The organism is Pseudomonas sp. G166, assembly GCF_037027455.2.
In the GTDB taxonomy this organism is placed as follows: Bacteria; Pseudomonadota; Gammaproteobacteria; order Pseudomonadales; family Pseudomonadaceae; genus Aquipseudomonas.
The window spans coordinates 6,211,091-6,236,027 of sequence record NZ_CP146985.1; the positions used below are offsets into that span (position 1 = coordinate 6,211,091).

The 24,937-nt window shown below is 62.3% G+C and carries 30 protein-coding genes; 20 read left to right on the forward strand and 10 right to left on the reverse strand.

Annotated elements, in window-relative coordinates:
- Positions 1-143 precede the first annotated feature (143 nt).
- From SGN16_RS27570 to SGN16_RS27590, 5 genes are all read left to right on the forward strand, one after another.
- Positions 144-713, forward strand: a complete 570-nt coding sequence (locus SGN16_RS27570) for a YqgE/AlgH family protein (protein ID WP_335944599.1) — start codon at positions 144-146, stop codon at positions 711-713.
- Positions 713-1,150 carry a Holliday junction resolvase RuvX gene (gene ruvX / locus SGN16_RS27575; protein WP_109752386.1) on the forward strand — a complete coding sequence of 146 codons (438 nt, stop codon included), beginning with the start codon at positions 713-715 and terminating at the stop codon, positions 1,148-1,150. Before SGN16_RS27570 ends, ruvX begins: the two co-directional genes overlap by 1 nt.
- 85 nt (positions 1,151-1,235) lie before the next feature.
- A complete protein-coding gene (gene pyrR, locus SGN16_RS27580) occupies positions 1,236-1,742 on the forward strand; it encodes a bifunctional pyr operon transcriptional regulator/uracil phosphoribosyltransferase PyrR (protein ID WP_210641770.1) in 507 nt (168 codons plus the stop codon).
- A 24-nt stretch (positions 1,743-1,766) separates the two neighbouring features.
- Positions 1,767-2,771, forward strand: coding sequence for an aspartate carbamoyltransferase catalytic subunit (locus tag SGN16_RS27585; protein WP_003177495.1), 1,005 nt, complete (start codon positions 1,767-1,769; stop codon positions 2,769-2,771).
- Complete coding sequence (locus tag SGN16_RS27590; RefSeq protein ID WP_335944600.1) at positions 2,768-4,039, forward strand: dihydroorotase; 1,272 nt, start codon at positions 2,768-2,770, stop codon at positions 4,037-4,039. Before SGN16_RS27585 ends, SGN16_RS27590 begins: the two co-directional genes overlap by 4 nt.
- Positions 4,040-4,161: 122 nt before the next feature.
- On the opposite strand, the gene SGN16_RS27595 is transcribed toward SGN16_RS27590, so the two are convergent.
- Positions 4,162-4,590 (reverse strand): TM2 domain-containing protein, encoded by a 429-nt coding sequence (locus SGN16_RS27595; protein WP_210641773.1) that lies wholly within the window; start codon positions 4,588-4,590, stop codon positions 4,162-4,164.
- A 250-nt stretch (positions 4,591-4,840) separates the two neighbouring features.
- Between SGN16_RS27595 and SGN16_RS27600 the strand changes: the two genes are divergently transcribed.
- Positions 4,841-5,452, forward strand: coding sequence for a C40 family peptidase (locus SGN16_RS27600; protein WP_210641775.1), 612 nt, complete (start codon positions 4,841-4,843; stop codon positions 5,450-5,452).
- A gap of 150 nt (positions 5,453-5,602) precedes the next feature.
- Here the strand turns inward: SGN16_RS27600 and SGN16_RS27605 are convergent, their stop codons facing one another.
- Positions 5,603-6,637: a type IV pilus twitching motility protein PilT gene (locus SGN16_RS27605; protein WP_335944601.1), complete on the reverse strand. Its 1,035-nt coding sequence runs from the start codon at positions 6,635-6,637 to the stop codon at positions 5,603-5,605.
- A gap of 53 nt (positions 6,638-6,690) precedes the next feature.
- On the opposite strand from SGN16_RS27605, the gene SGN16_RS27610 reads away from it, so the two are divergent.
- The 10 genes from SGN16_RS27610 to SGN16_RS27655 all read left to right on the forward strand — a co-directional run bounded on the left by SGN16_RS27610 (position 6,691) and on the right by SGN16_RS27655 (position 13,680).
- Positions 6,691-7,371, forward strand: coding sequence for a YggS family pyridoxal phosphate-dependent enzyme (locus SGN16_RS27610; protein WP_335944602.1), 681 nt, complete (start codon positions 6,691-6,693; stop codon positions 7,369-7,371).
- Between the two features lie 36 nt (positions 7,372-7,407).
- The gene (proC, locus tag SGN16_RS27615) at positions 7,408-8,226 is read left to right on the forward strand and encodes a pyrroline-5-carboxylate reductase (RefSeq protein ID WP_335944603.1); all 819 of its coding nucleotides are present in this window, start codon (positions 7,408-7,410) and stop codon (positions 8,224-8,226) included.
- Positions 8,227-8,236: 10 nt separating this feature from the next.
- Complete coding sequence (locus SGN16_RS27620) at positions 8,237-8,827, forward strand: YggT family protein (RefSeq protein ID WP_210641784.1); 591 nt, start codon at positions 8,237-8,239, stop codon at positions 8,825-8,827.
- Between the two features lie 5 nt (positions 8,828-8,832).
- The gene (locus SGN16_RS27625) at positions 8,833-9,126 is read left to right on the forward strand and encodes a DUF167 domain-containing protein (protein WP_210641786.1); all 294 of its coding nucleotides are present in this window, start codon (positions 8,833-8,835) and stop codon (positions 9,124-9,126) included.
- A 191-nt stretch (positions 9,127-9,317) separates the two neighbouring features.
- A complete protein-coding gene (locus tag SGN16_RS27630; RefSeq protein ID WP_335944604.1) occupies positions 9,318-10,457 on the forward strand; it encodes a homoserine O-acetyltransferase in 1,140 nt (379 codons plus the stop codon).
- 7 nt (positions 10,458-10,464) lie between these two features.
- Entirely contained in the window at positions 10,465-11,085 is a 621-nt protein-coding gene (metW, locus tag SGN16_RS27635; RefSeq protein WP_210641791.1) for a methionine biosynthesis protein MetW, read from the forward strand.
- Positions 11,086-11,111: 26 nt separating this feature from the next.
- Positions 11,112-11,546 (forward strand): DUF4426 domain-containing protein, encoded by a 435-nt coding sequence (locus SGN16_RS27640; protein ID WP_210641793.1) that lies wholly within the window; start codon positions 11,112-11,114, stop codon positions 11,544-11,546.
- Positions 11,543-12,139 (forward strand): RdgB/HAM1 family non-canonical purine NTP pyrophosphatase, encoded by a 597-nt coding sequence (rdgB, locus tag SGN16_RS27645; protein ID WP_210641795.1) that lies wholly within the window; start codon positions 11,543-11,545, stop codon positions 12,137-12,139. The genes SGN16_RS27640 and rdgB overlap by 4 nt, the downstream gene beginning before the upstream one ends.
- Before the next feature lie 62 nt (positions 12,140-12,201).
- Positions 12,202-13,335 (forward strand): radical SAM family heme chaperone HemW, encoded by a 1,134-nt coding sequence (gene hemW / locus SGN16_RS27650; protein ID WP_335944663.1) that lies wholly within the window; start codon positions 12,202-12,204, stop codon positions 13,333-13,335.
- 21 nt (positions 13,336-13,356) lie between these two features.
- The gene (locus tag SGN16_RS27655) at positions 13,357-13,680 is read left to right on the forward strand and encodes a DUF3392 domain-containing protein (protein WP_003177482.1); all 324 of its coding nucleotides are present in this window, start codon (positions 13,357-13,359) and stop codon (positions 13,678-13,680) included.
- A 146-nt stretch (positions 13,681-13,826) separates the two neighbouring features.
- On the opposite strand, the gene trmB is transcribed toward SGN16_RS27655, so the two are convergent.
- From trmB to SGN16_RS27675, 4 genes are all read right to left on the reverse strand, one after another.
- A complete protein-coding gene (gene trmB, locus SGN16_RS27660; RefSeq protein ID WP_210641800.1) occupies positions 13,827-14,552 on the reverse strand; it encodes a tRNA (guanosine(46)-N7)-methyltransferase TrmB in 726 nt (241 codons plus the stop codon).
- Between the two features lie 9 nt (positions 14,553-14,561).
- Positions 14,562-15,356 carry a thiazole synthase gene (locus SGN16_RS27665; protein WP_003177480.1) on the reverse strand — a complete coding sequence of 265 codons (795 nt, stop codon included), beginning with the start codon at positions 15,354-15,356 and terminating at the stop codon, positions 14,562-14,564.
- A gap of 53 nt (positions 15,357-15,409) precedes the next feature.
- A complete protein-coding gene (gene thiS, locus SGN16_RS27670) occupies positions 15,410-15,610 on the reverse strand; it encodes a sulfur carrier protein ThiS (RefSeq protein WP_018609493.1) in 201 nt (66 codons plus the stop codon).
- 90 nt (positions 15,611-15,700) lie between these two features.
- Positions 15,701-16,072 (reverse strand): DUF423 domain-containing protein, encoded by a 372-nt coding sequence (locus SGN16_RS27675; protein ID WP_210641802.1) that lies wholly within the window; start codon positions 16,070-16,072, stop codon positions 15,701-15,703.
- Between the two features lie 73 nt (positions 16,073-16,145).
- Here SGN16_RS27675 and mtgA point away from each other — a divergent pair, with 73 nt between their 5' ends.
- Positions 16,146-16,868 carry a monofunctional biosynthetic peptidoglycan transglycosylase gene (gene mtgA / locus SGN16_RS27680; protein ID WP_335944605.1) on the forward strand — a complete coding sequence of 241 codons (723 nt, stop codon included), beginning with the start codon at positions 16,146-16,148 and terminating at the stop codon, positions 16,866-16,868.
- Between the two features lie 181 nt (positions 16,869-17,049).
- Here the strand turns inward: mtgA and rpoH are convergent, their stop codons facing one another.
- From rpoH to ftsY, 4 genes are all read right to left on the reverse strand, one after another.
- A complete protein-coding gene (gene rpoH / locus SGN16_RS27685) occupies positions 17,050-17,904 on the reverse strand; it encodes an RNA polymerase sigma factor RpoH (protein ID WP_003177476.1) in 855 nt (284 codons plus the stop codon).
- Between the two features lie 112 nt (positions 17,905-18,016).
- Complete coding sequence (gene ftsX / locus SGN16_RS27690) at positions 18,017-19,039, reverse strand: permease-like cell division protein FtsX (RefSeq protein ID WP_335944606.1); 1,023 nt, start codon at positions 19,037-19,039, stop codon at positions 18,017-18,019.
- A complete protein-coding gene (gene ftsE / locus SGN16_RS27695; RefSeq protein ID WP_024778908.1) occupies positions 19,036-19,707 on the reverse strand; it encodes a cell division ATP-binding protein FtsE in 672 nt (223 codons plus the stop codon). Before ftsE ends, ftsX begins: the two co-directional genes overlap by 4 nt.
- A complete protein-coding gene (gene ftsY / locus SGN16_RS27700; RefSeq protein ID WP_210641813.1) occupies positions 19,704-21,137 on the reverse strand; it encodes a signal recognition particle-docking protein FtsY in 1,434 nt (477 codons plus the stop codon). Before ftsY ends, ftsE begins: the two co-directional genes overlap by 4 nt.
- Positions 21,138-21,480: 343 nt before the next feature.
- Here ftsY and SGN16_RS27705 point away from each other — a divergent pair, with 343 nt between their 5' ends.
- Genes SGN16_RS27705 through rsmD form a run of 3 tightly spaced genes read left to right on the forward strand, consistent with a single transcriptional unit; the run spans position 21,481 to position 24,930 of the window.
- Positions 21,481-22,836: a pitrilysin family protein gene (locus SGN16_RS27705; protein WP_210641815.1), complete on the forward strand. Its 1,356-nt coding sequence runs from the start codon at positions 21,481-21,483 to the stop codon at positions 22,834-22,836.
- The gene (locus SGN16_RS27710; RefSeq protein ID WP_335944607.1) at positions 22,829-24,319 is read left to right on the forward strand and encodes a pitrilysin family protein; all 1,491 of its coding nucleotides are present in this window, start codon (positions 22,829-22,831) and stop codon (positions 24,317-24,319) included. Before SGN16_RS27705 ends, SGN16_RS27710 begins: the two co-directional genes overlap by 8 nt.
- Positions 24,319-24,930: a 16S rRNA (guanine(966)-N(2))-methyltransferase RsmD gene (gene rsmD, locus SGN16_RS27715; protein WP_210641825.1), complete on the forward strand. Its 612-nt coding sequence runs from the start codon at positions 24,319-24,321 to the stop codon at positions 24,928-24,930. Before SGN16_RS27710 ends, rsmD begins: the two co-directional genes overlap by 1 nt.
- The last annotated feature ends 7 nt before the right edge of the window (positions 24,931-24,937 follow it).

Sequence of the window (24,937 nt, forward strand, 5' to 3'; positions counted from 1 at the left end):
GGTTAACGTCTATAAACACACTCCTTCGAGGCGCGCGCCCTTGTCAGCTCGACAAGGCGGTACCTACCGATCCGCGTGCTGCCTGCCGGACAAGCTGCCGACACCGCTTGTCAGCCGGCCCGCCCAGCGCCACACTAGCGCCTATGAAAAACGTCAGCCCCACCTACCTCAAGCATCACTTCCTGATCGCCATGCCGCACATGGCCGATCCGAATTTTGCCCATACCTTGACCTACATTGTCGAGCACACGGCCAATGGGGCCATGGGGCTGGTGATCAATCGCCCGCAGGAGCTGAACCTGGCGGACATTCTTGAGCAGTTGCGCCCCGACGTAGAACCGCCACTCCTGTGCCAGCACGTGCCGATTTTCATCGGCGGCCCGGTGCAGACCGACCGTGGCTTCGTGCTCCACCCGTCGGGCCCCAAATACCAGGCCACGGTGGATCTGGACGGTGTGTCACTGTCCACTTCCCAAGACGTGCTGTTCGCCATCGCCGACGGCGTCGGCCCGGAAAAGAGCCTGATCGCCCTCGGCTATGCCGGCTGGGAACCTGGGCAACTGGAAGCCGAACTGGCCGATAACGCCTGGCTGACCTGCCCATTCGACATCGACATCCTGTTCAACACCAGCAGCGAACTGCGCCTGGAAGCGGCGGCCAGCCGGTTGGGGGTCAACCTCAGTCTGCTTACCAGCCAGGCAGGGCACGCCTGATGGCGCTGCGCTTGTTGCTGGGCTTCGATTACGGCACCAAACAGATCGGCGTGGCGGTCGGCCAGGTCATCACCGGCCAGGCCCGCGAGTTGTGCACATTGAAGGCGCAGAATGGCGTTCCAGACTGGAACCAGGTCGAAGCGCTGATCAAGGAATGGAAGCCCGACGCCGTGGTGGTCGGCCTGCCGCTGAACATGGATGGCACGCCCAGCGATATGTGCCTGCGCGCTGAAAAGTTCGCCCGCCGGCTCAATGGTCGCTTCAACCTGCCCTTCTATACCCATGACGAGCGCCTGACCACCTTCGAGGCCAAGGGTGAACGCCTGGTGCGCGGCGGGCAGAAAGGCAGTTACCGCGACAACCCGGTGGACGCCATCGCTGCCGCCTTGCTGCTGCAAGGTTGGCTCGACGCCAACGCCGCCCTGTTTGAAACCTGATTTTTTACAAAGCGCCGCCAAGGCGCTTTCTTTTAGCGATAAGCCGCGCCACTCACCACCGGCCCGGGAACCTGAAGGAGCCAGCATGAGCCTGCCCAATCCTGCCGAACTGATCAGCCAGATGGCGATCCGTCTCACGGCACACCTGGAACAACGCGGCATCAGCGAACCGCGCTACATCGGCATTCGCACCGGTGGCGTCTGGGTCGCCCAGGCCTTGCTCGATGAACTGGGCAGCCAATCGCCGCTGGGCATCCTGGACGTGTCCTTCTATCGCGACGACTTCAGCCAGAGCGGCCTGCACCCCCAAGTACGTCCCTCGGCCCTGCCGTTCGAGATCGAAGGCCAGCACCTGGTCTTGATCGACGACGTACTGATGAGCGGCCGGACTATCCGCGCCGCCATGAACGAACTGTTCGACTACGGCCGCCCGGCCAGCGTGACCCTGGTATGCCTGTTGGACCTGGACGCTGCCGAACTGCCGATCCGTCCGAACGTGGTCGGCGCGACGCTGACGCTGGCGGCCCACGAGCGAGTCAAGCTCTCCGGCCCCTCGCCGCTGCAACTCGAACTGCAAGACCTTGCCCTTTAACTGCCCTTGTAAGAGTCCATCGCGATGACGCCTCTCGAAACCAAGCGCCCGCTGCAGCTCAACGATCAGGGCCAGCTGCGGCACTTCCTGTCCCTCGACGGCCTGCGCCGCGAGCTGTTGACGGAAATCCTCGACACTGCCGACTCATTCCTCGAGGTCGGCGCCCGGGCGGTGAAGAAAGTCCCGTTGCTGCGCGGCAAGACCGTGTGCAACGTGTTCTTCGAAAACTCCACCCGTACCCGCACCACCTTCGAACTGGCGGCCCAGCGGTTGTCGGCGGACGTGATCACCCTGAACGTTTCCACGTCCTCGGCGAGCAAGGGCGAAACCCTGCTCGACACCTTGCGCAACCTCGAAGCCATGGCCGCCGACATGTTCGTCGTGCGTCACGGTGATTCCGGCGCGGCGCACTTCATTGCCGAACACGTGTGCCCGCAAGTGGCGATCATCAACGGCGGCGACGGCCGTCATGCCCACCCAACCCAGGGCATGCTGGACATGCTGACCATCCGCCGGCACAAGGGCAGCTTCGAGAACCTCTCGGTGGCGATCGTCGGCGACATCCTGCACTCACGAGTGGCCCGCTCGAACATGCTGGCCCTCAAGACCCTCGGCTGCCCGGACATCCGCGTGATCGCGCCGAAAACCCTGCTGCCCATCGGCGTCGAGCAATACGGCGTGAAGGTTTACACCGACATGACCGAAGGCCTCAAGGATGTCGACGTGGTGATCATGCTGCGCCTGCAGCGTGAACGCATGACCGGCGGCCTGCTGCCCAGCGAAGGCGAGTTCTACCGCCTGTTCGGCCTGACCACCGCCCGTTTGGCCGGGGCCAAGCCGGACGCCATCGTCATGCACCCGGGGCCGATCAACCGCGGCGTGGAAATCGAATCAGCGGTGGCTGACGGGCCACACTCAGTGATCCTCAACCAGGTGACCTACGGCATCGCCATCCGCATGGCCGTGCTGTCCATGGCCATGAGCGGGCAAACGGCCCAGCGCCAATTCGACCAGGAGAACGCCCAGTGAAGCTCAGCATTCTCGGCGCACGCGTGATCGATCCAGCCAGTGGCCTGGATCAAGTGACTGATATCCATATCGATGCCTGCAAGATCGTCGCCCTGGGCGCCGCGCCAGCCGGTTTCGTCGCGGTCCAGACCCTCGACGCCCAAGGCCTGGTGGCCGCCCCTGGCCTGGTGGACCTGAACGTCGCCCTGCGCGAACCCGGTTACAGCCGCAAGGGCAGTATTGTCAGCGAAACCCGCGCCGCCGCCGCCGGTGGCGTGACCAGCCTGTGCTGCCCACCACAGACCAAACCGGTGCTGGACACCTCGGCCGTGGCCGAACTGATCCTCGACCGCGCCCGCGAAGCCGGCAACACCAAGGTCTTCCCCATTGGCGCGTTGAGCAAGGGTCTGGATGGCGAGCAACTGGCCGAGCTCATTGCCCTGCGCGACGCCGGTTGCGTGGCGTTCGGCAACGGCCTGAACAGCTTCCGTAACACCCGCACCCTGTGCCGCGCCCTGGAATACGCGGCGACTTTCGGCCTGACGGTGATCTTCAACTCCCAGGATCACGACCTGGCCGAAGGCGGCCTGGCCCACGAAGGCCCGACCGCCAGTTTCCTCGGCCTGCCGGGCATTCCGGAAACCGCCGAGACCGTGGCCCTGGCCCGGGACCTGCTGCTGGTGGAACAAAGCGGCGTGCGCGCGCACTTCAGCCAACTGACCAGTGCCCGTGGCGCGGCGCTGATCGCCCAGGCCCAGGCCCGTGGCCTGCCGGTGACCGCCGACGTGGCGCTGTACCAACTGATCCTGACCGACGAAGCGCTGATCGACTTCAACAGCGTTTATCACGTCCAGCCGCCGCTGCGCACCCGCGCCGACCGCGATGGCTTGCGCGAGGCGCTGAAGTCCGGGGTGATCTCGGCCATCTCCAGCCATCACCAACCCCACGAACGCGATGCCAAGCTGGCACCGTTCGGCACCACCGAGCCGGGCATCAGCAGCGTCGAGTTGCTGCTGCCGCTGGCCCTGACCCTGGTGGAAGACGGCCTGCTCGACCTGCCGACCTTGCTGGCGCGCCTGAGTGCCGGCCCGGCCCAGGCGCTGCAATTGCCGGCGGGAAAACTGGCGGTTGGCGCAGCGGCGGACCTGGTGCTGTTCGACCCCAGCGCGTCCACCGTGGCCGGCGAAGCCTGGCGCTCCAAGGGCGACAACTGCCCGTTCCTTGGCCACAGCCTGCCGGGTGTGGTGCGCTATACCCTGATGGATGGGCGGATCACCCACCAGGCCTGATACCGCGTCGTTCCTATCGCGAGCGAGCTCGCTCCCACAGGGGGATCTTCGGTGAACACATGATCTGTGAACACCTCGATCCATGTGGGAGCGAGCTTGCTCGCGATACAGGCGACTCGGTCTTACTGGAACGCCCCCCGCTTCTGCGCATTGCGAATCGAGATCTGATCGTTCAGCGTCCAGAAGTCATACAGCACCCCCAGGAAAAACACCCCGCCGGTCAGCAGGTAAACGATCCCGCTGAGCCATTTGCCCTGATACATGCGGTGTACGCCGAATACGCCGAGAAACGTCAGCAGGATCCACGCCACGGTGTACTCGATGGGCCCCGGGGTGAACCGCAGGTCCGCTTCGCGATCCATGGCCGGGATCAGGAACAGGTCGATCAACCAGCCGATGCCCAGCAGGCCGAAGGTGAAAAACCAGATCGTGCCGGTGACCGGCCTGCCGTAATAGAAGCGGTGAGCCCCGGTAAAACCGAAAATCCACAGCAAGTAGCCGATGACTTTGCTGTGGGTATCGCCGGTTACGCCCTGCTGATAGCTGTTCATGAATGGCCTCTTTTGCCTCGATAGATAAATTTGTTCGGATTTTTTGTGACTTTTTTGTGTCTCGCCGACAGGCGGTCCTGAGCGACTTTGAACCAAGGAAACCCCCGTGGTGTCGGGGTTCTGTCGGACAATCGGGTCAATTTGTCGCAATCATGCGGGGTTCGCGCCAGGTTTCGAATCGACAAACGGCCTCGGAACAGCGAAAAAAGCTGTTATAAAGTTGCGCGCTAACCTTTAAGAGCCCTGCCTAATGCGTCCATTTTTCAAGACATGGCTGACCATTTGCCTATTATTGCCCCTGGCCGCCCACGCCACCAACCGTGAGCAACGTCTTCCCAACGTCAACGGCTACACCCCGAAATCCCATGTTTCTGCTTCTTTAAGCAAGAACAAGCCAAGCGCCGAGCGCCTGGGTTCCGCCAACAGCAAGCTGGTCCCACCGATGGCGACCAAAGCGAGCAGCAACGTGCTGAGCCGTGCCGTGAATGTACTGGGCACACCTTATCGTTGGGGCGGCAGCAGCCCAAGTAAAGGTTTCGATTGCAGCGGTTTGGTGAAATACGCCTTCAATGACGCCACCTTCGACCTGCCGCGCACCTCCAATGCGATGGCTGCCGGTCATGGCGAGAAAGTCGATCGCAAGGACCTCAAGCCCGGTGACCTGATTTTCTTCAAGCTCAAGAGCCGCCGGGTCAATCATGTGGCCATTTACCTGGGCAACGACCGCTTCATCCACGCCCCACGCCGTGGCAAGTCGGTGAGCATCGATACCTTGAACAAACCGTACTGGGACACCCACTATGTGGTGGCCAAGCGGGTTCTGCCGAAAGAGCCGGGTGGTTTGCGGGTGGTTCAGCGCTGATCCGGCATTTGTGTCGCGGCTGACTGCCCCATCGCGAGCAAGCTCGCTCCCACACTTGATCTTCAGTGGCCACATAATTTGTGAACACCTCGGACCAAATGTGGGAGCGAGCTTGCTCGCGATGGGGCCTGCAAAAACGCTGCAAGCTCCCTAGAAGTTATCCGGCGTACGCGCCCGCTCCCGGGCATGTTCGCGGCTGATCAAGCCCTTGCTCACCAAATCCTTCAAGCACATGTCCAGCGTCTGCATCCCCAGCGAACCGCCGGTCTGGATCGACGAGTACATCTGCGCCACTTTGTCTTCGCGGATCAGGTTCCGGATCGCCGAGGTCCCCAGCATGATTTCATGAGCGGCGATCCGGCCACCGCCGATTTTCTTGACCAGCGTCTGGGAAATCACCGCCTGCAACGATTCCGACAACATCGAGCGAACCATGGACTTCTCGTCCCCCGGGAACACGTCCACCACCCGGTCGATGGTCTTGGCCGCCGACGTGGTGTGCAAGGTGCCGAACACCAGGTGCCCGGTTTCAGCGGCGGTCAGGGCCAGGCGGATGGTCCCCAGGTCGCGCATCTCCCCCACCAGGATCACGTCCGGGTCTTCCCGCAGAGCCGAGCGCAGGGCCGTGGAAAAGCTTTGGGTGTCGCGGTGCACTTCGCGCTGGTTGATCAGGCATTTGCGCGGTTCGTGGACGAATTCGATGGGGTCTTCGATGGTGAGGATGTGATGGTGCTTGTGGTTGTTCAAGTGGTCGATCATCGCCGCCAGGGTGGTGGACTTGCCTGAACCGGTCGGCCCGGTCACCAACACCAGCCCGCGCGGCGCTTCGGTCACTTTGCGAAACACTTCGCCCATCCCCAGGTCTTCCATGGTCAGGACTTTCGACGGGATGGTGCGAAACACCGCCCCCGCACCGCGATTCTGATTGAAGGCGTTGACCCGAAACCGCGCCACACCTGGAACATCAAAGGAAAAATCGGTTTCCAGAAACTTCTCGTAATCCACCCGTTGCCGGTCGTTCATGATGTCGTAGATCAGCTCATGGACCTGCTTGTGGTCCAGCGCCGGCAGGTTGATACGTCGCACATCGCCATCGACGCGGATCATCGGCGGCAGCCCGGCGGACAGGTGCAGGTCCGACGCGCCCTGCTTGGCGCTGAACGCCAGTAACTCAGTGATATCCATAGCGCTCCTCAATTCCAGTAGAATGCCGCGAACCTCACCGCTGGCGCTTCTTTATGTCCACGATAGCAGACAACATCGCTCAGGTTAGATCGCGTATCCGCGCTGCGGAGCAGGCCGCCCAGCGCGCCGAACACAGCGTCCAGCTGCTGGCCGTGAGCAAGACCAAGCCCGCCCAGGCCCTGCGCGAAGCCTATGCCGCCGGCCTGCGGGACTTCGGCGAGAACTACCTGCAAGAGGCACTGGGCAAACAGGCCGAACTGACCGACCTGCCCTTGATCTGGCACTTCATCGGCCCCATTCAATCGAACAAGACGCGCGCTATTGCCGAACATTTCGACTGGGTGCATTCCGTGGATCGCTTGAAAGTTGCACAACGCCTGTCCGAGCAACGCCCCGCCGAACTGCCGCCGTTGAACATCTGCATCCAGGTCAATGTCAGCGGCGAAGCCAGCAAGTCCGGTTGCACGCCCACGGACCTGCCTGCGCTGGCGAATGCCATCAGCGCCCTTCCCCGCCTGAAACTGCGCGGGTTGATGGCGATTCCCGAGCCGACCGACGATCGTGCGGCCCAGGACGCGGCCTTCGCCGCCGTTCAACAGCTGCAGGCCAGCCTGAAGCTGCCATTGGACACACTGTCCATGGGCATGAGCCATGACCTCGAATCAGCTATTGCCCAGGGTGCCACTTGGGTGCGCATCGGTACTGCCCTGTTTGGCGCACGCGACTATAGCTAAGCCATGCCGACCCCACTCTCTAATCAAGGACCTGTCATGAGCAACACGCGTATTGCCTTCATTGGCGCCGGCAACATGGCCGCCAGCCTGATCGGCGGCCTGCGGGCCAAGGGCCTGGACGCTTCGCAGATTCGCGCCAGCGATCCGGGTGAAGAGACCCGCACCCGGGTAAGCGCCGAGCACGGCATCGAAACCTTCGCCGACAACGCCCAGGCCATCGACGGCGTGGACGTCATCGTGCTGGCGGTCAAGCCGCAAGCGATGAAAACCGTGTGCCAAGCCCTTCGCCCCAGCCTCAAGCCCCATCAATTGGTGGTGTCGATTGCCGCCGGCATTACTTGCGCCAGCATGAACAACTGGCTCGGCGAGCAACCGATCGTACGCTGCATGCCCAACACCCCGGCGCTGCTGCGCCAGGGCGTCAGCGGGCTGTTCGCCACCGCACAGGTAAGCGCCGCACAACGCCAGCAGGCCGAAGAGCTGTTGTCGGCGGTGGGCCTGGCGCTGTGGCTGGAAACCGAGCAACAACTGGACGCCGTCACCGCCGTCTCCGGCTCCGGGCCGGCGTATTTCTTCCTGCTGATCGAAGCCATGACCACCGCTGGCGAAAAACTCGGCCTGCCGCGGGACATCGCCGCCAAGCTGACGTTGCAGACTGCCCTGGGCGCCGCGCACATGGCAGTGTCCAGCGACGTCGACGCCGCCGAGTTGCGGCGCCGCGTGACCTCACCGGCCGGCACCACCGAAGCGGCCATCAAATCGTTCCAGGCCGGGGGCTTCGAAGCCCTGGTGGAAAAAGCACTCGGCGCCGCCGCGCACCGCTCGGCCGAAATGGCCGAACAACTGGGCCAATAAGGAGCCATTCATGATTGGATTGAACACTGCAGCGGTCTACGTGCTGCAAACCCTCGGCAGCCTGTACTTGCTGATCGTGCTGCTGCGCTTCGTGTTGCAACTGGTACGCGCCAACTTCTACAACCCGCTCTGCCAGTTCATCGTCAAGGCCACCCAGCCGCTGCTCAAGCCCCTGCGCCGGATCATCCCAAGCCTGTTCGGCCTGGACATGTCGTCGCTGGTCCTGGCGATCCTCGTGCAACTGGCGCTGATGGCCCTGACCCTGCTGCTGACCTACGGCACCACCGGCAACCCGCTGCAATTGCTGATCTGGTCGATCATCGGCGTGACTGCGCTGTTCCTGAAGATATTTTTCTTCGCCCTGATCATCAGCGTGATTCTCTCGTGGGTCGCTCCGGGCAGCCACAACCCGGGCGCCGAACTGGTCAACCAGATCTGCGAACCGGCCCTGGCGCCGTTCCGTCGTATCGTGCCGAACCTTGGCGGCCTGGATATCTCGCCGATCCTGGCATTCATGGTGCTCAAGCTGATCGACATGCTGGTGATCAACAATCTGGCGGCAATGACCATGATGCCGGAAATCCTGCGCCTGCTGATCTGAGCCCGGTGAGCTACTTTCGCTGGGACGGCGACGACCTGATCCTGGAATGTCACCTGCAACCGGCAGCCCGCAGCGATGATTTCGCCGGGCTGCACGGTGACCGCCTCAAGATCCGTCTCACCGCCCCGCCGGTCGAGGGAAAGGCCAATGCCTACCTGATGGCGTTCCTGGCCAAGGCGTTTGGCGTGTCCAAGAGCCAGGTCAGCCTGGTCAGCGGCGAATTGAACCGGCAAAAGCGGGTGCGGATTCATTCGCCAAAGAAGCTGCCGGATTTGCCTGACCTCGTCCCCCGCCAATGATCGCTCCCGCGCTCCGCGTGGAAATGCATCCCGTGACGCTCTGCGTCACACCCTGAGCGGAACGCGGTGCGTCCCTGGCAGCATTCCCACGCGAAGCGTGGGAACGCTCGGAAAAACCGTGCCGCGCCTTTGCTTGCCGCCTGCCACAGCGGTCTTTAGACTTACGCCTCATTTCAACGCGAGCAGGGTCGATGCCAACTGCCTTTCCCCCCGATTCCGTTGGTCTGGTGACGCCGCAAATGGCGCATTTCAGCGAGCCCCTGGCCCTGGCCTGCGGTCGTTCGTTGCCAGCCTATGACCTGATTTTCGAAACCTACGGCACCCTCAATGCCACGGCCAGCAACGCCGTGCTGATTTGCCATGCCTTGTCGGGGCATCACCATGCCGCCGGCTACCACAGCGTCGACGACCGCAAACCCGGCTGGTGGGACAGTTGCATCGGCCCCGGCAAGCCCATCGACACCAACAAGTTCTTCGTGGTCAGCCTGAACAACCTCGGCGGCTGCAACGGCTCCACCGGCCCCAGCAGCCTCAACCCGGACACCGGCAAGCCCTTCGGCGCCGATTTCCCGGTATTGACCGTCGAAGACTGGGTCCACAGCCAGGCGCGTCTGGCTGACCGCCTCGGCATCGCCCAGTGGGCAGCGGTGATCGGCGGCAGCCTGGGCGGCATGCAGGCCCTGCAATGGACCATCACCTACCCGGACCGCGTGCGCCATTGCCTGGCAATCGCCTCGGCCCCCAAGCTGTCGGCGCAGAACATCGCCTTCAACGAAGTGGCGCGCCAGGCGATCCTCACCGATCCGGAATTCCATGGCGGTTCGTTCCAGGAACACGGCGTCATCCCCAAGCGCGGGCTGATGCTGGCGCGGATGGTCGGGCACATCACCTACCTGTCCGACGACTCCATGGGCGAGAAATTCGGCCGAGGCCTCAAGAGCGAAAAGCTCAACTACGACTTCCACAGCGTCGAGTTCCAGGTCGAGAGTTACCTGCGCTATCAGGGTGAGGAGTTTTCCGGGCGCTTCGACGCCAACACCTACCTGTTGATGACCAAGGCACTGGACTACTTCGATCCGGCAGCGAACTTCGACGATAACCTGGCGAAAACCTTCGCCAATACCAGCGCCAAGTTCTGCGTGATGTCGTTCACCACCGACTGGCGCTTCTCCCCGGCACGCTCACGGGAACTGGTGGACGCGCTGATGGCCGCGCGCAAGGACGTCTGCTACCTGGAAATCGACGCACCCCAGGGCCACGACGCCTTTTTGATCCCGATCCCGCGCTACCTGCAGGCGTTCGGCAACTACATGAACCGTATAACCCTGTGAGGACGCCATGAGAGCCGATCTGGAAATCATCCAGGAATGGATCCCCGCCGGCAGCCGCGTGCTCGACCTGGGCTGCGGCAACGGCGAGCTGCTGACCTGGCTGCGGGACAACAAGCAAGTCACCGGCTACGGCCTGGAAAACGACCCGGACAACATCGCCGAGTGCGTGGCCAAGGGCATCAACGTGATCGAGCAGGACCTGGACAAGGGCCTGGGCAACTTCGCCAGCAACAGTTTCGACGTCGTGGTCATGACCCAGGCGCTGCAAGCGGTGCACTACCCGGACAAGATCCTCGACGAAATGCTGCGGGTCGGGCGCCAGTGCATCATCACCTTCCCCAACTTCGGGCATTGGCGCTGCCGCTGGTACCTGGCGAGCAAGGGCCGCATGCCGGTGTCGGAGTTCCTGCCCTACACCTGGTACAACACGCCAAACATTCACTTCTGCACCTTCGCCGACTTCGAGGCGCTGTGTCGCGAACGCGAAGCCAAGGTCATCGATCGCCTGGCGGTGGACCAGCAGCACCGGCACGGGTGGGCGAGCAAGCTATGGCCTAATCTGTTAGGTGAGATAGGCATCTATCGGGTCAGCAGCCCAGGCCTTGCCGATTACCAGGTCGCGGTGTGAACCCCGGCCTTACCCAGGAGCACGACATGAAACGTCTAGCGTTGTTTCTCATCACCGCCTGCCTGAGCGTTGGCGCCATGGCCGCCGATGTCATCAAGGGCGAGCGCAAGGAAGTGTTCGGTGACGTCACCGTGCACTACAACACGTTCAATTCCACCTTCCTGACGCCGGACATTGCCAAGGCCGCAGAGCTGATCCGCAGCAAGGGACAGGGCGTGATCAACGTCTCGGTCCTCAAGGATGGCAAGCCGTTGATGGCCCAGGTCAGCGGCACAGTGAAAGACCTCACCAGCCAGAGTGTCCCGCTGAAGTTCAAGGAAGTTACCGAGACAGGCGCGATCTACTACATCGCCCAGTACCCGGTGGACCAACAGGAAGTCCGGACCTTCGAAATCAAGGTGAAAACCGGCGACAAGATCAACACCATCAACTTCAACCAGGAACTGTTCCCCGGCGAATGATGAACCTTACCCAACTCGTATTGGCCAGCCACAACGCCGGCAAACTCAAGGAACTGCAGGCCATGCTCGGCGGGTCGGTGCAGTTGCACTCGATTAGCGAGTTCAGCCAGGTGGAACCGGAAGAAACCGGCCTGTCGTTCGTCGAGAACGCCATCCTCAAGGCCCGTAATGCCGCGCGCATCTGCGGCCTGCCGGCGCTGGCCGACGATTCCGGGCTGGCAGTGGACTTTCTCGGCGGCGCGCCAGGCATTTACTCGGCCCGCTACGCGGACGGCAAAGGGGACGCGGCCAACAACGCCAAGCTGCTCGAAGCCCTCAAGGACGTACCTGAGGCCGAGCGCGGCGCGCAGTTCGTGTGTGTGCTGGCCCTGGTCCGCCATGCCGACGATCCGTTGCCGATCCTCTGCGAAGGCTTGTGGCACGGGCGAATCCTCACCCAAGCCAGCGGCGAACACGGTTTCGGCTACGACCCGCTGTTCTGGGTGCCGGAGCGTAACTGCTCCAGCGCCGAGCTGGGCCCGGTGGAGAAAAACCAACTGAGCCACCGCGCCCGCGCCATGGCCCTGCTGCGGCAACGCTTGGGCTTGCAATGAGCATCGATTCTCCCGCGCCGCTGATTCACGGCGGTGCACAAACACCTCGGGCGCCGCTGCCAATGCTGCCGCCCCTTGCGTTGTACATCCACATCCCGTGGTGCGTACGCAAATGCCCGTATTGCGACTTCAACTCCCACACTGCCAGCCCGCAGTTGCCGGAAGAAGAGTATGTCGACGCCCTGCTGGCCGACCTCGATCAGGATCTGCATGCAGCCTATGGTCGCCCGTTGAGCTCGATCTTTTTCGGCGGCGGCACCCCGAGCCTGTTCAGCGCCCAGGCCCTGGGCCGGCTGCTCAAGGGTGTCGAGGCGCGCATACCCTTCGCCCATGACATCGAAATCACCCTGGAAGCCAACCCCGGCACCTTCGAGCAAGAGAAGTTCGTTGCTTACCGGGCCTTGGGCATCAATCGCCTGTCCATCGGCATCCAAAGCTTCCAGCAGGCCAAGCTCGAAGCCTTGGGCCGAATCCATAATGGTGACGAGGCGGTACGCGCCGCCGGTATGGCCCGCCAGGCCGGGTTCGATAACTTCAACCTCGACCTGATGCATGGTTTGCCCGACCAGTCCCTCGATGATGCCCTGAGCGATCTGCGCCAGGCCATCGCGCTGAAGCCGACTCACCTGTCCTGGTACCAGCTGACGCTGGAGCCGAACACGGTGTTCTGGAACCAGCCACCGACATTGCCGGAAGACGACACGCTGTGGCACATCCAGGAAGCCGGGCAAGCCTTGCTGGCCGAGCACGGCTACGCCCAGTACGAAGTCTCGGCCTACGCCCAACCCGGTCGGGCAGCGCGGCATAATCTCAACTACTGGAGCTTCGGCGACTTCATCGGCATCGGCGCCGGCGCCCACGGCAAGCTCAGCCATCCGGACGGGCGCATCGTGCGCACCTGGAAGACGCGCCTGCCCAAGGACTACCTCAACCCGGCCAAACGCTTCCTGGCCGGCGAAAAAGCCCTGGCCAACGAAGAGCTGCCGTTCGAGTTCTTGATGAACGCCCTGCGCCTGACCGAAGGTGTGGAAGCGCGGCTGTATCCGGAGCGCACCGGCCTGCCCCTGCACAGCCTGGCCGAAGGCCGGCGCGAGGCCGAACAAAGTGGCTTGTTGCAGGTCGAACCGTCACGTCTGGCGGCCACCGAGCGCGGCCAGCTGTTCCTCAACGACTTGCTGCAGAAATTTTTGAGCTAATTACCCAAACAAGGAAATCGAATGGATCTGGTACTCGACCTGCTCGCCACCGTGTCCCGCTGGAGCCGCAGCAACCTGTCGGAAATCTCCCTGGCATTGGTCGGCTGCCTGCTGGTGCTGTTTGGCGCCGACATCAAGGGCTGGGTCGAACAACGCCTGGGCAGCATCGCTGGCGCCTTGCGCGTGCCACTGATCGCCCTGCTGTGCATGATCGGCAGCGGCGCAGCGCTGATCTACGCCACGCCGTGGGTCGTCCGAGGCTTGAGCCAGTTCAACAACTACAGCCTGGCGCCGGTGTTGTTGGTGGTGCTGGTGTTGATTGGCGTGGTCGCTGACCGTCGCTGATTTTCGATGTAGCACAGAACGAAATGTGGGAGCGAGCTTGCTCGCGATGGCGGCCTGACAGTCAACATTGATATTGAATGTCATGGCCTCATCGCGAGCAAGCTCGCTCCCACAGGGGATCCCATTTCAGCAGGATCTTCTGGTGTTTAAGCCACCTTCTCGAACTTCAAATCCCAAACCCCATGCCCCAAGCGTTCGCCACGGCGCTCGAACTTGGTGATCGGCCGTTCGGCCGGGCGTGGGACGCATTTACCGTCTTCGGCCAGGTTGCGGTAGCCCGGGGCGACGTTCATCACTTCCAGCATGTACTCGGCGTAGGGTTCCCAGTCGGTGGCCATGTGCAGCACACCGCCGACCTTCAACTTGCTGCGCACCAGTTCAGCGAACGAAGCCTGGACGATACGGCGCTTGTGGTGACGGCTCTTGTGCCATGGGTCCGGAAAGAACAGCATCAACCGGTCGAGGCTGTTGTCGGCCACGCAGCGGTTGAGCACTTCAATGGCGTCGCAATCGTAGACCCGCAGGTTGGTCAACCCCTGGGTCAGCACGCCATTGAGCAGCGCACCGACGCCGGGACGGTGGACTTCCACGCCGATGAAATCCTGCTCCGGCGCCGCGGCGGCCATTTCCAGCAGCGAGTGGCCCATGCCGAAGCCGATTTCCAGCGAGCGCGCAGCCGAGCGGCCGAACACCTGGTCAAAATCCACCGGCGCATCGGCCAGGGGCAGTACAAACAGGGGCGCGCCCTGCTCCAGGCCGCGTTGCTGGCCTTCGGTCATACGCCCGGCGCGCATCACGAAACTCTTGATGCGGCGGTGTTGGCGCTCTTCGCCTTCTTCCGGCAGGACAGGCGTGTCGTTCGATTCAGTCATCAATGGCTCTTACTTGATCAGACCATCCAGCGGCGAGGAGGCGCTGGCGTAGAGTTTTTTCGGCATGCGGCCGGCGAGGTACGCCAGCCGACCGGCCACGATGGCGTGCTTCATGGCTTCGGCCATCAGGATCGGTTGCTGAGCGTGGGCAATGGCGGAGTTCATCAGCACCGCTTCGCAACCCAGTTCCATGGCGATGGTGGCGTCGGAGGCGGTGCCGACACCGGCATCCACCAGCACCGGGATCTTGGCTTCTTCGAGGATGATCTGCAGGTTGTATGGGTTGCAGATCCCCAGGCCCGTGCCGATCAGGCCGGCCAGCGGCATGACCGCGATGCAGCCGATTTCCGCCAGTTGACGGGCGATGATCGGGTCATCGCTGGTATAGACCATCACGTCGAAACCTTCCTTGACCAGGGTTTCGGCGGCCTTGAGGGTTTCGATCACGTTGGGGAACAGGGTTTTCTGATCCGCCAGCACTTCCAGCTTCACCAGGTTGTGGCCATCAAGCAGCTCACGGGCCAGGCGGCAGGTGCGCACGGCCTCGATGGCGTCGAAGCAGCCAGCGGTGTTTGGCAGGATGGTGTAGCGATCCGGCGGCAAGATATCGAGCAGGTTCGGTTCGCCCGGGTTCTGGCCGATATTGGTGCGGCGTACCGCGACGGTCACGATTTCGGCACCCGAGGCCTCGATGGCCAGGCGGGTTTCTTCCATGTCACGGTATTTGCCGGTGCCTACCAGCAAGCGCGACTGGTAGGTACGACCGGCCAGGACGAAGGGCTTGTCGCTACGAACGATGCTCATGGGAAATCCTCTGTTGGGGTGAGGTTCTTGCGAAATGCTGTGAAGCCGGAGTATCAGCCGCCGCCGATGGCGTGGACCACTTCGACACTGTCGCCGTCGTTCAACGTGGTTTCGGCGTGCTGGCTGCGCGGGACGATATCCAGATTGAGCTCCACCGCGACCCGGCGTCCGGTGAGTTCCAGACGGGTCAGCAGGGCCGCGACGGTTTCACCATCGGGCAGATCAAGGGGTTCGCCGTTCAACTGAATGCGCATGCCGGATGCCGCCATCATTTTTAGGGGCTGGCATTCTAGCCCGATCAGTCTGGACGACCCAAGCCATTCGTCATGAAATGGACTGCCCGGTCAGCCCAGCCGCCAGGCGGCAAGCCCCAGGCACAGCCAGCCGATCAGGAACGCCACGCCGCCAAACGGCGTGATGATGCCCAGCTTGCTGATACCTGTGAGGGTCAGCAGGTACAGACTGCCGGAGAACAACAGGATGCCCACCACAAAGGAAACCCCGGCCCAGGTGACGATGCGTCCGGGAATGTGCGTGGCCAGCAGCGCGACGCCCAGCAGTGCCAGGGTGTGCACCAATTGATAGGTGACGCCGGTGTGGAAAATCGCCAGGTACTCGGCGCTCAGGCGATTTTTCAGGGCGTGGGCGGCAAACGCCCCCAGGGCCACGCCTGTGAAGCCGAAAAAAGCAGCCAGCATCAGAAAGCTACGCAGCATGAGAACTCCAATCAGACTCGGGGGACAGGGTCTGTATAATGGCCCGCTCGACGGGTTCGGCCAAGCCATCTCTATGCTGCGTTTATTGTTTCGACGATTCCTTAAAGCCCTGCTCTGGTTCGCCGTCGGCAGCGTTGTGCTCGTGCTGTTGTTTCGCGTGGTGCCGCCACCCTTCACGGCACTGATGATCGAACGCAAGGTTGAATCCTGGTTCGGCGGCGAACCGATTGACCTGCAACGCACCTGGCAGCCCTGGGAGCAGATTTCCGACAACCTCAAGGTCGCGGTGATCGCTGGCGAAGACCAGAAATTCCCTGAGCACTGGGGCTTCGACATCGGCGCGATCCAGGCCGCCCTCGCCCACAACGGGCGCGGTGGTTCGATTCGTGGCGCCAGCACCCTCAGCCAACAAGTGTCCAAGAACCTGTTCCTGTGGTCGGGTCGCAGCTGGCTGCGCAAAGGGCTGGAGGCCTGGTTCACTGCGCTGATCGAAGTGTTCTGGCCCAAGCAACGGATCCTTGAGGTGTACCTCAACAGCGTCGAGTGGGATGACGGAGTGTTCGGTGCCGAAGCCGCAGCGCGCCATCATTTTCGCGTCGGAGCCGACGCCTTGTCCCGGCAACAGGCGAGCCTGCTGGCGGCAGTACTGCCCAACCCGCGGGTATGGAGCGCCGGTCGGCCTAGCCCTTACGTGCTACGACGGGCGAACTGGATTCGCCAGCAGATGAGCCAGTTGGGGGGCGACAGTTATCTGCTGGAGCTTAATAACTCACGACGGGCGCCTTGGGCGCAATAACCAAGACCCTGAAGACCCCTTGTGGGAGCGAGCTTGCTCGCGATGGCGGTGTATCAGTCAACCTCAAGGTGGCTGACCCACCGCCATCGCGAGCAAGCTCGCTCCCACAGGGGTGCACCGCACGAACAAAAACGCCCCGATCATCACTGATCGGGGCGTTTTTTATTGTCGCTACCGCAGGTCAAGCCGCGATCGACACCTTGAGCTTGTTCATCGCGCTTTTCTCAAGCTGGCGAATCCGCTCGGCCGACACGTTGTACTTCTGTGCCAGGTCGTGCAGCGTGGCTTTTTCCTCGGCCAGCCAGCGCTGGTAGAGGATGTCACGGCTGCGTTCGTCCAGTACTTCCAGGGCTTCGTGCAGGTTAGTGTTGGAGTTGTCGCTCCAGTCGGCGTCTTCCAGTTGACGCGCCGGGTCGTACCGGTGGTCTTCCAGGTAGTTGGCCGGCGATTGGAAGGCGCTGTCGTCGTCCGCCTCGGCGGCCGGGTCGAAGGCCATGTCATGGCCGGTCAGGCGACTTTCCATCTCGCGCACTTCACGAGGCTCTACGCCCAGGCTCTCGGCCACACGATGGACTTCTTCGTTGTTCAACCAGGCCAGACGCTTCTTCTGGCTGCGCAGGTTGAAGAACAGCTTGCGCTGGGCCTTGGTGGTCGCCACTTTCACGATGCGCCAGTTGCGCAGGATGAACTCGTGGATTTCCGCCTTGATCCAGTGCACGGCAAACGACACCAGGCGCACACCCATTTCCGGGTTGAAACGCTTGACTGCCTTCATCAGGCCAACGTTGCCTTCCTGGATCAGGTCGGCCTGGGCCAGCCCGTAGCCGGAATAGCTGCGGGCGATATGTACGACAAAACGCAGGTGGGCGAGCACCATCTGCCGAGCCGCCTCAAGATCCTGCTCATAATAGAGACTCTCGGCCAGTTCACGCTCCTGCTCGGGCGTCAGCAATGGAATGCTGTTAACCGTGTGCACATAGGCCTCCAGGTTCGCACCCGGGACCAGAGCATAAGCAGGTTGCAAAGAAGTGGTCATACGAAAAAACCTCCGACTCACATAACTCGTGCAGTTCAGCACTGCGAAAATTGACCGGGAACCGTAAGACAAGTTCCCACAAAAACTGAAAGGTCAATACGCGCAAAAAACCCTATTTTGGCGCAAGCTCACGCAAGTGGCGTGCTACCGCAATCCATGCACCGATATAACCCAACAGCACCGCGCCAAGCAAGAGCGACAGACCGTCGGCAACTGGCACTCCGGCCAGGGAAAAATCACTGCCGTACAAACCGGCCAGCCCCACTACCGCGTCATTCAGCCAATCCAGGCCAAACGCCAACACACCCCAGGACAGAATCCCGGCTCCGAAGCCATACAGCGCCCCCATATAAAGGAAGGGCCTGCGTACATAACTGTCCGTACCGCCGACGAGTTTAATCACTTCTATCTCGGTGCGGCGGTTTTCAATATGAAGACGAATGGTATTGCCTATCACCAAAAGTAATGCAGAAACCAGAAGCACCGTCAGACCGAAGACAAACCGGTCGCCGAGCTTGAGTATCGCCGCCAGACGCTCGACCCAGACTAGATCAAGTTGTGCCTGTTGTACCTTCGGCAGCTCGGAAAGTCTTTGTCTTAATGCTTCAAGGGTCGACTTGTCGACTTCATTCGGCGTCACCAGCACCACGCCTGGCAGCGGGTTCTCCGGCAGTTCCTTGAGGGCTTCGCCCAGGCCGGACTGCTGCTGGAACTCTTCGAGTGCTTGCTCGCGGCTGATGTATTGGGCATCGGCCACACCCGGCATGGCTTTGATCTGCTCGCGCAGAGCCTGACCTTCCCCCGGGGTCGCCTCCAGTTGCAGGTACAGGGAAATCTGCGCTGCGCGCTGCCAGGAACCACCCAGGCGCTCGACATTACTTAGCAATAATGACAGGCCCATGGGCAAACTCAGGGCCACTGCCATCACCATGCAGGTAAAGAAGCTGCCGATGGGCTGCTTGCCCAGGCGCCGCAGGCTGTCCAGCAAACTGGCACGGTGGCTTTCGATCCAGGCGCGCAACAGCGTGGCGAAATCCGGGCCGTCGTCATCGTCGCGTTTTTTCTTCTGCGGCTGCGGATCGGAGGCTTTCGGGGCCACGCGTTCGGCCACTTTCGGGCTGCGGGTAGCACTCATACGCCAGCCTCCCCGTCACCGATCAAACGACCGCGCTGCAAGGTGAGCATGCGATGACGCATACGCGCGATCAATGCCAGGTCGTGACTGGCAATCAGCACACTGGTGCCTAAACGGTTGATGTCTTCGAATACGCCCATGATTTCCGCAGCCAGACGCGGGTCGAGGTTACCCGTGGGTTCGTCCGCCAGCAGCAAGGCCGGGCGATGGACGATGGCGCGGGCGATGCCGACGCGCTGTTGCTGGCCGGTGGACAGGTCGCCCGGGTACAGGTCGGTCTTGTCCGACAGGGCCACACGCTCCAGGGCCGAATCCACGCGCTTGTTGATCTCGGCCTTGGACAGTCCAAGGATCTGCAACGGCAACGCCACGTTATTGAACACGGTGCGATCGAACAGCAACTGGTGGTTCTGGAACACCACGCCGATCTGCCGCCGCAGGTAGGGGATCTGCGCATTGCTGATGGTGCTCAGGTCCTGGCCGGCCAACAGCAGTTTGCCGGTGGTGGGCCGTTCCATCGCCAGCAGCAGGCGCAGCAAGGTGCTTTTACCGGCACCGGAATGGCCTGTGACAAACAGAAACTCGCCCCGACGGACCCGAAAGCTCAGCTCATGCAAGCCGACGTGACCGTTCGGATAGCGTTTACCGACCTGTTCGAAACGAATCATGAATGCTCCCGCTCGGCAAACAGTGCCTGGACAAAGGGCTCGGCTTCAAAGGTGCGCAAATCGTCAATGCCTTCACCCACGCCGATGTAGCGAATCGGCAGGCCAAACTGCTTGGCCAAGGCGAAAATCACCCCGCCCTTGGCGGTGCCGTCGAGCTTGGTCAGGGCCAGCCCGGTCAGTGCGACGGTCTGGTTGAACTGCTTGGCCTGATTGATGGCGTTCTGGCCGGTGCCGGCATCCAGCACCAGCAGCACTTCGTGGGGCGCGTCGGCGTCAAGCTTGCCGATCACCCGGCGAACCTTCTTCAATTCTTCCATCAGGTTGTCTTTGGTGTGCAGGCGGCCGGCCGTGTCGGCGATCAGCACATCGATGCCACGGGCCTTCGCCGCCTGCACCGCGTCGAAGATCACCGAAGCGGAGTCGGCGCCAGTGTGCTGGGCGATCACCGGGATCTTGTTGCGCTCGCCCCACACTTGCAGCTGTTCGACCGCGGCGGCGCGGAAGGTATCGCCGGCGGCCAGCATGACTTTCTTGCCCTCGAGCTGCAGCTTCTTCGCCAGCTTGCCGATGGTGGTGGTCTTGCCGGCGCCGTTGACGCCGACGACCAGGATCACGAACGGCTTGTTTTGCGAGGCGATTACCAGCGGTTTTTCCACCGGCTTGAGCAGGTTGGTCAGCTCGCCTTGCAGGGACTTGTACAGCGCGTCGGCATCGGTCAGTTGCTTGCGCGCGACCTTCTGGGTCAGGCTCTGGATGATCACCGAGGTGGCCTCGACGCCGACATCGGCGGTCAGCAGGCGGGTTTCGATGTCTTCGAGCAATTCGTCATCGATGACTTTCTTGCCCAGAAACAGGCTGGCCATGCCTTCGCCGATGCTGGCGCTGGTCTTGGACAGGCCTTGCTTGAGGCGGGCGAAGAAACCTACCTTGTTTTCCTCGGCGCTGCGTACGGGCTCGGTGGGAGCCATCGCATCCGGCAGGGCTGGTTCTGGCTGGGGTGCAGATTGCGCAACCACGGGGGGCATGATGGCGGCCGGCTGCTCAATGACCGGTTCGACGACTGGCGCCTCGACAGCATGGGTCGGCGCCGGAATCGGCGGGGTGATATGCGGTGCGGTGTCCTCGACCAGCGCGACCGGCTCTTCCGCCACCGGCAAGGTCAGCCAGGGGGTTTGTTCGACGGACGGGGTCAGCGGCTGTTCGGCCACCGGTTCGGCAGCGACCTCAAGCTCGACCGGTTGCAGCACCGGCTCGGCCATCGGCAGGATAATGGGCGCAGCTTCTTGGGCCACTGCCTCGGCATCGGGCTCAGGCAGCGGTTGTGGCTGTTCGACGACGGTTTCCTGCGGCTTTTTGCGCAGCCATCCGAACAGGCCTTTTTTCTCGCCAGCCGCAGCTGGGGTCTTCTTGTCGTCGTTGGAACCAAACATGGAGGACGGCTATCTCACGGTAGCGACGCGCCAAGGAGGCGCCTCGGTGATAAATATTCGATGCTGAACAGACTGCGTTTCATCCAGCTTGTTCACGCGCAACATTTTGTCGAGGTGTCCCAGGACATCTCAAGGTCGATTTTTTCGAAGGACTGGTACGGCATCGTCGGCGAAAACGCCGGGATCGACAGACAATCCCAAGGCTTCTCCGAGGAACCCAAACAGCCAGGGGTCGATAAAAGACCCGATAGGCGTGGCCGCCAGTAAAACGGATCAGTATCCTAGCACCTCCTCGCCTGCTGAGGCTAAGGCCAAGCGGGCAACCCAACAGGTTTAAACACGAATGAATGCTCTTGCCCGCCGCGCTGCAGGCCTGCTGCTCAGCACAGTTTGTCTGCCCTTTTCAGTCTTGGCTGCCGATCCACAACCCACCCACGAATTCACCCTCGACAACGGTCTGAAGGTCGTGGTGCGCGAAGACCATCGTGCGCCGGTGGTGGTGTCGCAGGTCTGGTACAAGGTTGGCTCCAGTTACGAAACGCCGGGCCAGACCGGTTTGTCTCACGCCTTGGAACACATGATGTTCAAGGGCAGCGAGAAAGTCGGCCCTGGCGAAGCGTCGTTGATCCTGCGCGACCTGGGCGCCGAAGAGAACGCCTTCACCAGCGATGACTTCACCGCTTACTACCAGGTACTGGCCCGGGACCGCCTGGGCGTGGCCTTCGAACTCGAAGCCGACCGCATGGCCAGCTTGCGCCTGCCGCCGCAAGAGTTCAGCCGCGAAATAGAGGTGATCAAGGAAGAGCGCCGCATGCGCACCGACGACAAGCCAATGTCCAAGGCCTACGAGCGCTTCAAGGCCATGGCTTATCCGGCCAGCGGTTACCACACGCCGACCATCGGCTGGATGGCCGACCTGGACCGGATGACCGTCGAAGAGCTGCGTCACTGGTACGAATCCTGGTACACCCCGAACAACGCCACCCTCGTGGTGGTCGGCGACGTGACGCCTGACGAGGTCAAGACCCTGGCCCAGCGCTACTTCGGCCCGATTGCCCGGCGCAACGTGCCGGTGGCGAAAATCCCCCTGGAGCTGGCCGAACCGGGCGAGCGCCAGATCACCTTGCATGTGCAGACCCAACTGCCAAGCCTGATGCTGGCCTTCAATGTGCCCAGCATCGCCACCGCCACGGACAAGACTTCGGTCAACGCCCTGCGGCTGATCTCGGCCCTGCTGGACGGTGGCTACAGCGGCCGTATCCCGACCCAACTGGAGCGCGGCGAAGAGCTGGTGTCCGGCGGTTCGTCGAGCTACGACGCCTACACCCGTGGCGATACGCTGTTCACTTTGTCGGCGACGCCCAACACGCAGAAAAACAAAACCATCGCCCAGGCTGAAGCCGGTCTGTGGCGCCTGCTTGAACAGTTGAAAAACACCCCTCCGACGGCCGAAGAACTGGAACGCGTGCGCGCCCAGGTCATCGCCGGCCTGGTGTATGAGCGCGATTCGATCACCAGCCAGGCCACCGCCATCGGCCAGCTGGAAACCGTCGGTTTGTCCTGGAAGCTGATGGACACCGAGCTCGCCGAACTGCAAAGCGTGACCCCGCAAGATATCCAGAAGGCAGCCCAGCTGTATTTCACCCGCTCACGCCTGAGCGTTGCGCATGTACTGCCCGAGGAGAAAGCTCATGAGTGAGCGCAAAACACCGCGTCGGGTGCTGATTGGCCTGGTGTTCATCGCCCTGGCCGGCTCCCTGGCGTTCTATCTGTCCCCCACCACCGGCGTCACTGCCAGCCAGGCCTTGGATAACGCCAAGTCCGGCAACAAGCTGCAGTCGCTGGCGGAACTGGACGGCAAAGCCCCCAGCCACCGCAAGCTCGACGTACAGACCTGGAAAACCGCTGACGGCGCCAAGGTGTTGTTCGTCGAAGCCCGGGAATTGCCCATGTTCGACCTGCGCCTGACCTTCGCCGCCGGCAGCAGCCAGGACGGCAACGCCCCCGGCCTCGCGCAGTTGACCAACGCCATGCTTAACGAAGGCGTGGCCGGCAAGGATGTCAGTGCCATTGCCCAAGGGTTCGAAAGCCTCGGCGCGGACTTCGGCAACGGCGCCTACCGGGACATGGCCGTGGCCTCGCTGCGCAGCCTCAGTGCAGTGGACAAGCGCGAACCGGCGCTGAAGCTGTTTGCCGAGGTCGTCGGTAAACCGACCTTCCCTGCCGACTCTTTTGCACGCATCAAGAACCAGCTGCTGGCCGGTTTCGAGTACCAGAAACAGAATCCCGGCAAACTGGCGGGCCTGGAGCTGATGAAGCGCCTGTACGGTGACCACCCTTACGCCCACTCCAGTGACGGTACCGCAGAAAGTATTCCACCGATCACCCTGGCTCAGGCTCGCGCCTTCCATGCCAAGGCTTATGCCGCCGGCAACGCGGTGATTGCGCTGGTCGGCGATCTGTCCCGGGCCGAGGCCGAGGCGATTGCCAGCCAGGTGTCCGCGGCATTGCCAAAGGGCCCGGCCCTGGCGAAGACCCCGGCACCGGTGGAACCGAAGGCGAGCGTTACCCATATCGAATTTCCGTCCAAGCAGACCAACCTGATGCTCGCGCAACTGGGCATCGACCGGGACGATCCGGACTATGCCGCAGTGTCCCTGGGCAACCAGATCCTCGGTGGCAGTGGTTTTGGCACACGACTGATGACCGAAGTGCGGGAAAAGCGCGGCCTGACCTACGGCGTGTATTCCGGCTTCACGCCGATGCAAGGTCGCGGCCCGTTCATGATCAACCTGCAAACCCGTGCCGAGATGAGCGAAGGCACGTTGAAACTGGTGCAGGACGTGTTCGCCGATTACCTCAAGAACGGCCCGACCCAGAAAGAACTCGATGACGCCAAACGTGAGCTGGCCGGCAGTTTCCCCCTGTCCACCGCCAGCAACGCCGACATTGTCGGCCAGCTTGGTGCAATGGGCTTCTATGACTTGCCACTGAGCTACCTGGAAGACTTCATGCGTCAATCCCAGGCCCTGACAGTCGAACAGGTCCGGGCCGCGCTGAACAAACACCTGAGCACGGACAAAATGATCATCGTCACCGCCGGCCCGACCGTGGCGCAAAAGCCATTACCGGCCCCCACTGACAAACCTGCCGAGCAGCCGCTCGGGGTTCCGGAGCACTAATGGCCCGCCCATCGAATTCCAGTAAAAAACCCGTGCACAACGGTGTGAATCAATTGCGCATCATCGGCGGCGAATGGCGCAGCCGGCGCCTGAGTTTCCCCGACGCCCCGGGCCTGCGTCCGACCCCGGACCGGGTGCGTGAAACCCTGTTCAACTGGCTCGCACCCTACGTGGCGGGCGCCCGGGTACTCGACCCGTTCGCAGGCAGCGGCGCGCTGTTTCTCGAAGCCCTGTCCCGTGGCGCCGCCATGGGCCAGGCGCTGGATGCCAGCAGCCTGGCAGTCTCCAGCCTGAAAGAACACCTGGGCACCCTGCGCTGCACCGTCGGCCAGGTGCAGACGGCCGACGCGCTACGATACCTGGACAGTCAACCGGCGACCCCCTTCGACCTGGTGTTCCTCGACCCGCCTTTCAACCAGAACCTGCTGCCAGCGGTGTGTGCCTTGCTTGAGCAACGCCAGTGGCTGGCCGAGGATGCCTGGGTCTACACTGAAAGCGAGACTGCCCCGTCCACCCTGGGCTTGCCTGGCAATTGGCGTTTGCATCGCGAGCAGAAATCCGGACGGGTGTATTACGCGTTGTGGCAGCGTTTGGCAGAGGACGTTGGCTGAACGGCTG

Bases quoted from the DNA above. Each gene is read 5' to 3' on its own strand.
- SGN16_RS27570 (WP_335944599.1), top strand. From the start codon at position 144: ATGAAAAACGTCAGCCCCACCTACCTCAAGCATCACTTCCTGATCGCC.
- ruvX (WP_109752386.1), top strand. From the start codon at position 713: ATGGCGCTGCGCTTGTTGCTGGGCTTCGATTACGGCACCAAACAGATC.
- pyrR (WP_210641770.1), top strand. From the start codon at position 1,236: ATGAGCCTGCCCAATCCTGCCGAACTGATCAGCCAGATGGCGATCCGT.
- SGN16_RS27585 (WP_003177495.1), top strand. From the start codon at position 1,767: ATGACGCCTCTCGAAACCAAGCGCCCGCTGCAGCTCAACGATCAGGGC.
- SGN16_RS27595 (WP_210641773.1), bottom strand. From the start codon at position 4,590: ATGAACAGCTATCAGCAGGGCGTAACCGGCGATACCCACAGCAAAGTC.
- SGN16_RS27600 (WP_210641775.1), top strand. From the start codon at position 4,841: ATGCGTCCATTTTTCAAGACATGGCTGACCATTTGCCTATTATTGCCC.
- SGN16_RS27605 (WP_335944601.1), bottom strand. From the start codon at position 6,637: ATGGATATCACTGAGTTACTGGCGTTCAGCGCCAAGCAGGGCGCGTCG.
- SGN16_RS27610 (WP_335944602.1), top strand. From the start codon at position 6,691: ATGTCCACGATAGCAGACAACATCGCTCAGGTTAGATCGCGTATCCGC.
- proC (WP_335944603.1), top strand. From the start codon at position 7,408: ATGAGCAACACGCGTATTGCCTTCATTGGCGCCGGCAACATGGCCGCC.
- SGN16_RS27620 (WP_210641784.1), top strand. From the start codon at position 8,237: ATGATTGGATTGAACACTGCAGCGGTCTACGTGCTGCAAACCCTCGGC.
- SGN16_RS27630 (WP_335944604.1), top strand. From the start codon at position 9,318: ATGCCAACTGCCTTTCCCCCCGATTCCGTTGGTCTGGTGACGCCGCAA.
- metW (WP_210641791.1), top strand. From the start codon at position 10,465: ATGAGAGCCGATCTGGAAATCATCCAGGAATGGATCCCCGCCGGCAGC.
- SGN16_RS27640 (WP_210641793.1), top strand. From the start codon at position 11,112: ATGAAACGTCTAGCGTTGTTTCTCATCACCGCCTGCCTGAGCGTTGGC.
- rdgB (WP_210641795.1), top strand. From the start codon at position 11,543: ATGATGAACCTTACCCAACTCGTATTGGCCAGCCACAACGCCGGCAAA.
- hemW (WP_335944663.1), top strand. From the start codon at position 12,202: ATGCTGCCGCCCCTTGCGTTGTACATCCACATCCCGTGGTGCGTACGC.
- SGN16_RS27655 (WP_003177482.1), top strand. From the start codon at position 13,357: ATGGATCTGGTACTCGACCTGCTCGCCACCGTGTCCCGCTGGAGCCGC.
- trmB (WP_210641800.1), bottom strand. From the start codon at position 14,552: ATGACTGAATCGAACGACACGCCTGTCCTGCCGGAAGAAGGCGAAGAG.
- SGN16_RS27665 (WP_003177480.1), bottom strand. From the start codon at position 15,356: ATGAGCATCGTTCGTAGCGACAAGCCCTTCGTCCTGGCCGGTCGTACC.
- thiS (WP_018609493.1), bottom strand. From the start codon at position 15,610: ATGCGCATTCAGTTGAACGGCGAACCCCTTGATCTGCCCGATGGTGAA.
- SGN16_RS27675 (WP_210641802.1), bottom strand. From the start codon at position 16,072: ATGCTGCGTAGCTTTCTGATGCTGGCTGCTTTTTTCGGCTTCACAGGC.
- mtgA (WP_335944605.1), top strand. From the start codon at position 16,146: ATGCTGCGTTTATTGTTTCGACGATTCCTTAAAGCCCTGCTCTGGTTC.
- rpoH (WP_003177476.1), bottom strand. From the start codon at position 17,904: ATGACCACTTCTTTGCAACCTGCTTATGCTCTGGTCCCGGGTGCGAAC.
- ftsX (WP_335944606.1), bottom strand. From the start codon at position 19,039: ATGAGTGCTACCCGCAGCCCGAAAGTGGCCGAACGCGTGGCCCCGAAA.
- ftsE (WP_024778908.1), bottom strand. From the start codon at position 19,707: ATGATTCGTTTCGAACAGGTCGGTAAACGCTATCCGAACGGTCACGTC.
- ftsY (WP_210641813.1), bottom strand. From the start codon at position 21,137: ATGTTTGGTTCCAACGACGACAAGAAGACCCCAGCTGCGGCTGGCGAG.
- SGN16_RS27705 (WP_210641815.1), top strand. From the start codon at position 21,481: ATGAATGCTCTTGCCCGCCGCGCTGCAGGCCTGCTGCTCAGCACAGTT.
- SGN16_RS27710 (WP_335944607.1), top strand. From the start codon at position 22,829: ATGAGTGAGCGCAAAACACCGCGTCGGGTGCTGATTGGCCTGGTGTTC.
- rsmD (WP_210641825.1), top strand. From the start codon at position 24,319: ATGGCCCGCCCATCGAATTCCAGTAAAAAACCCGTGCACAACGGTGTG.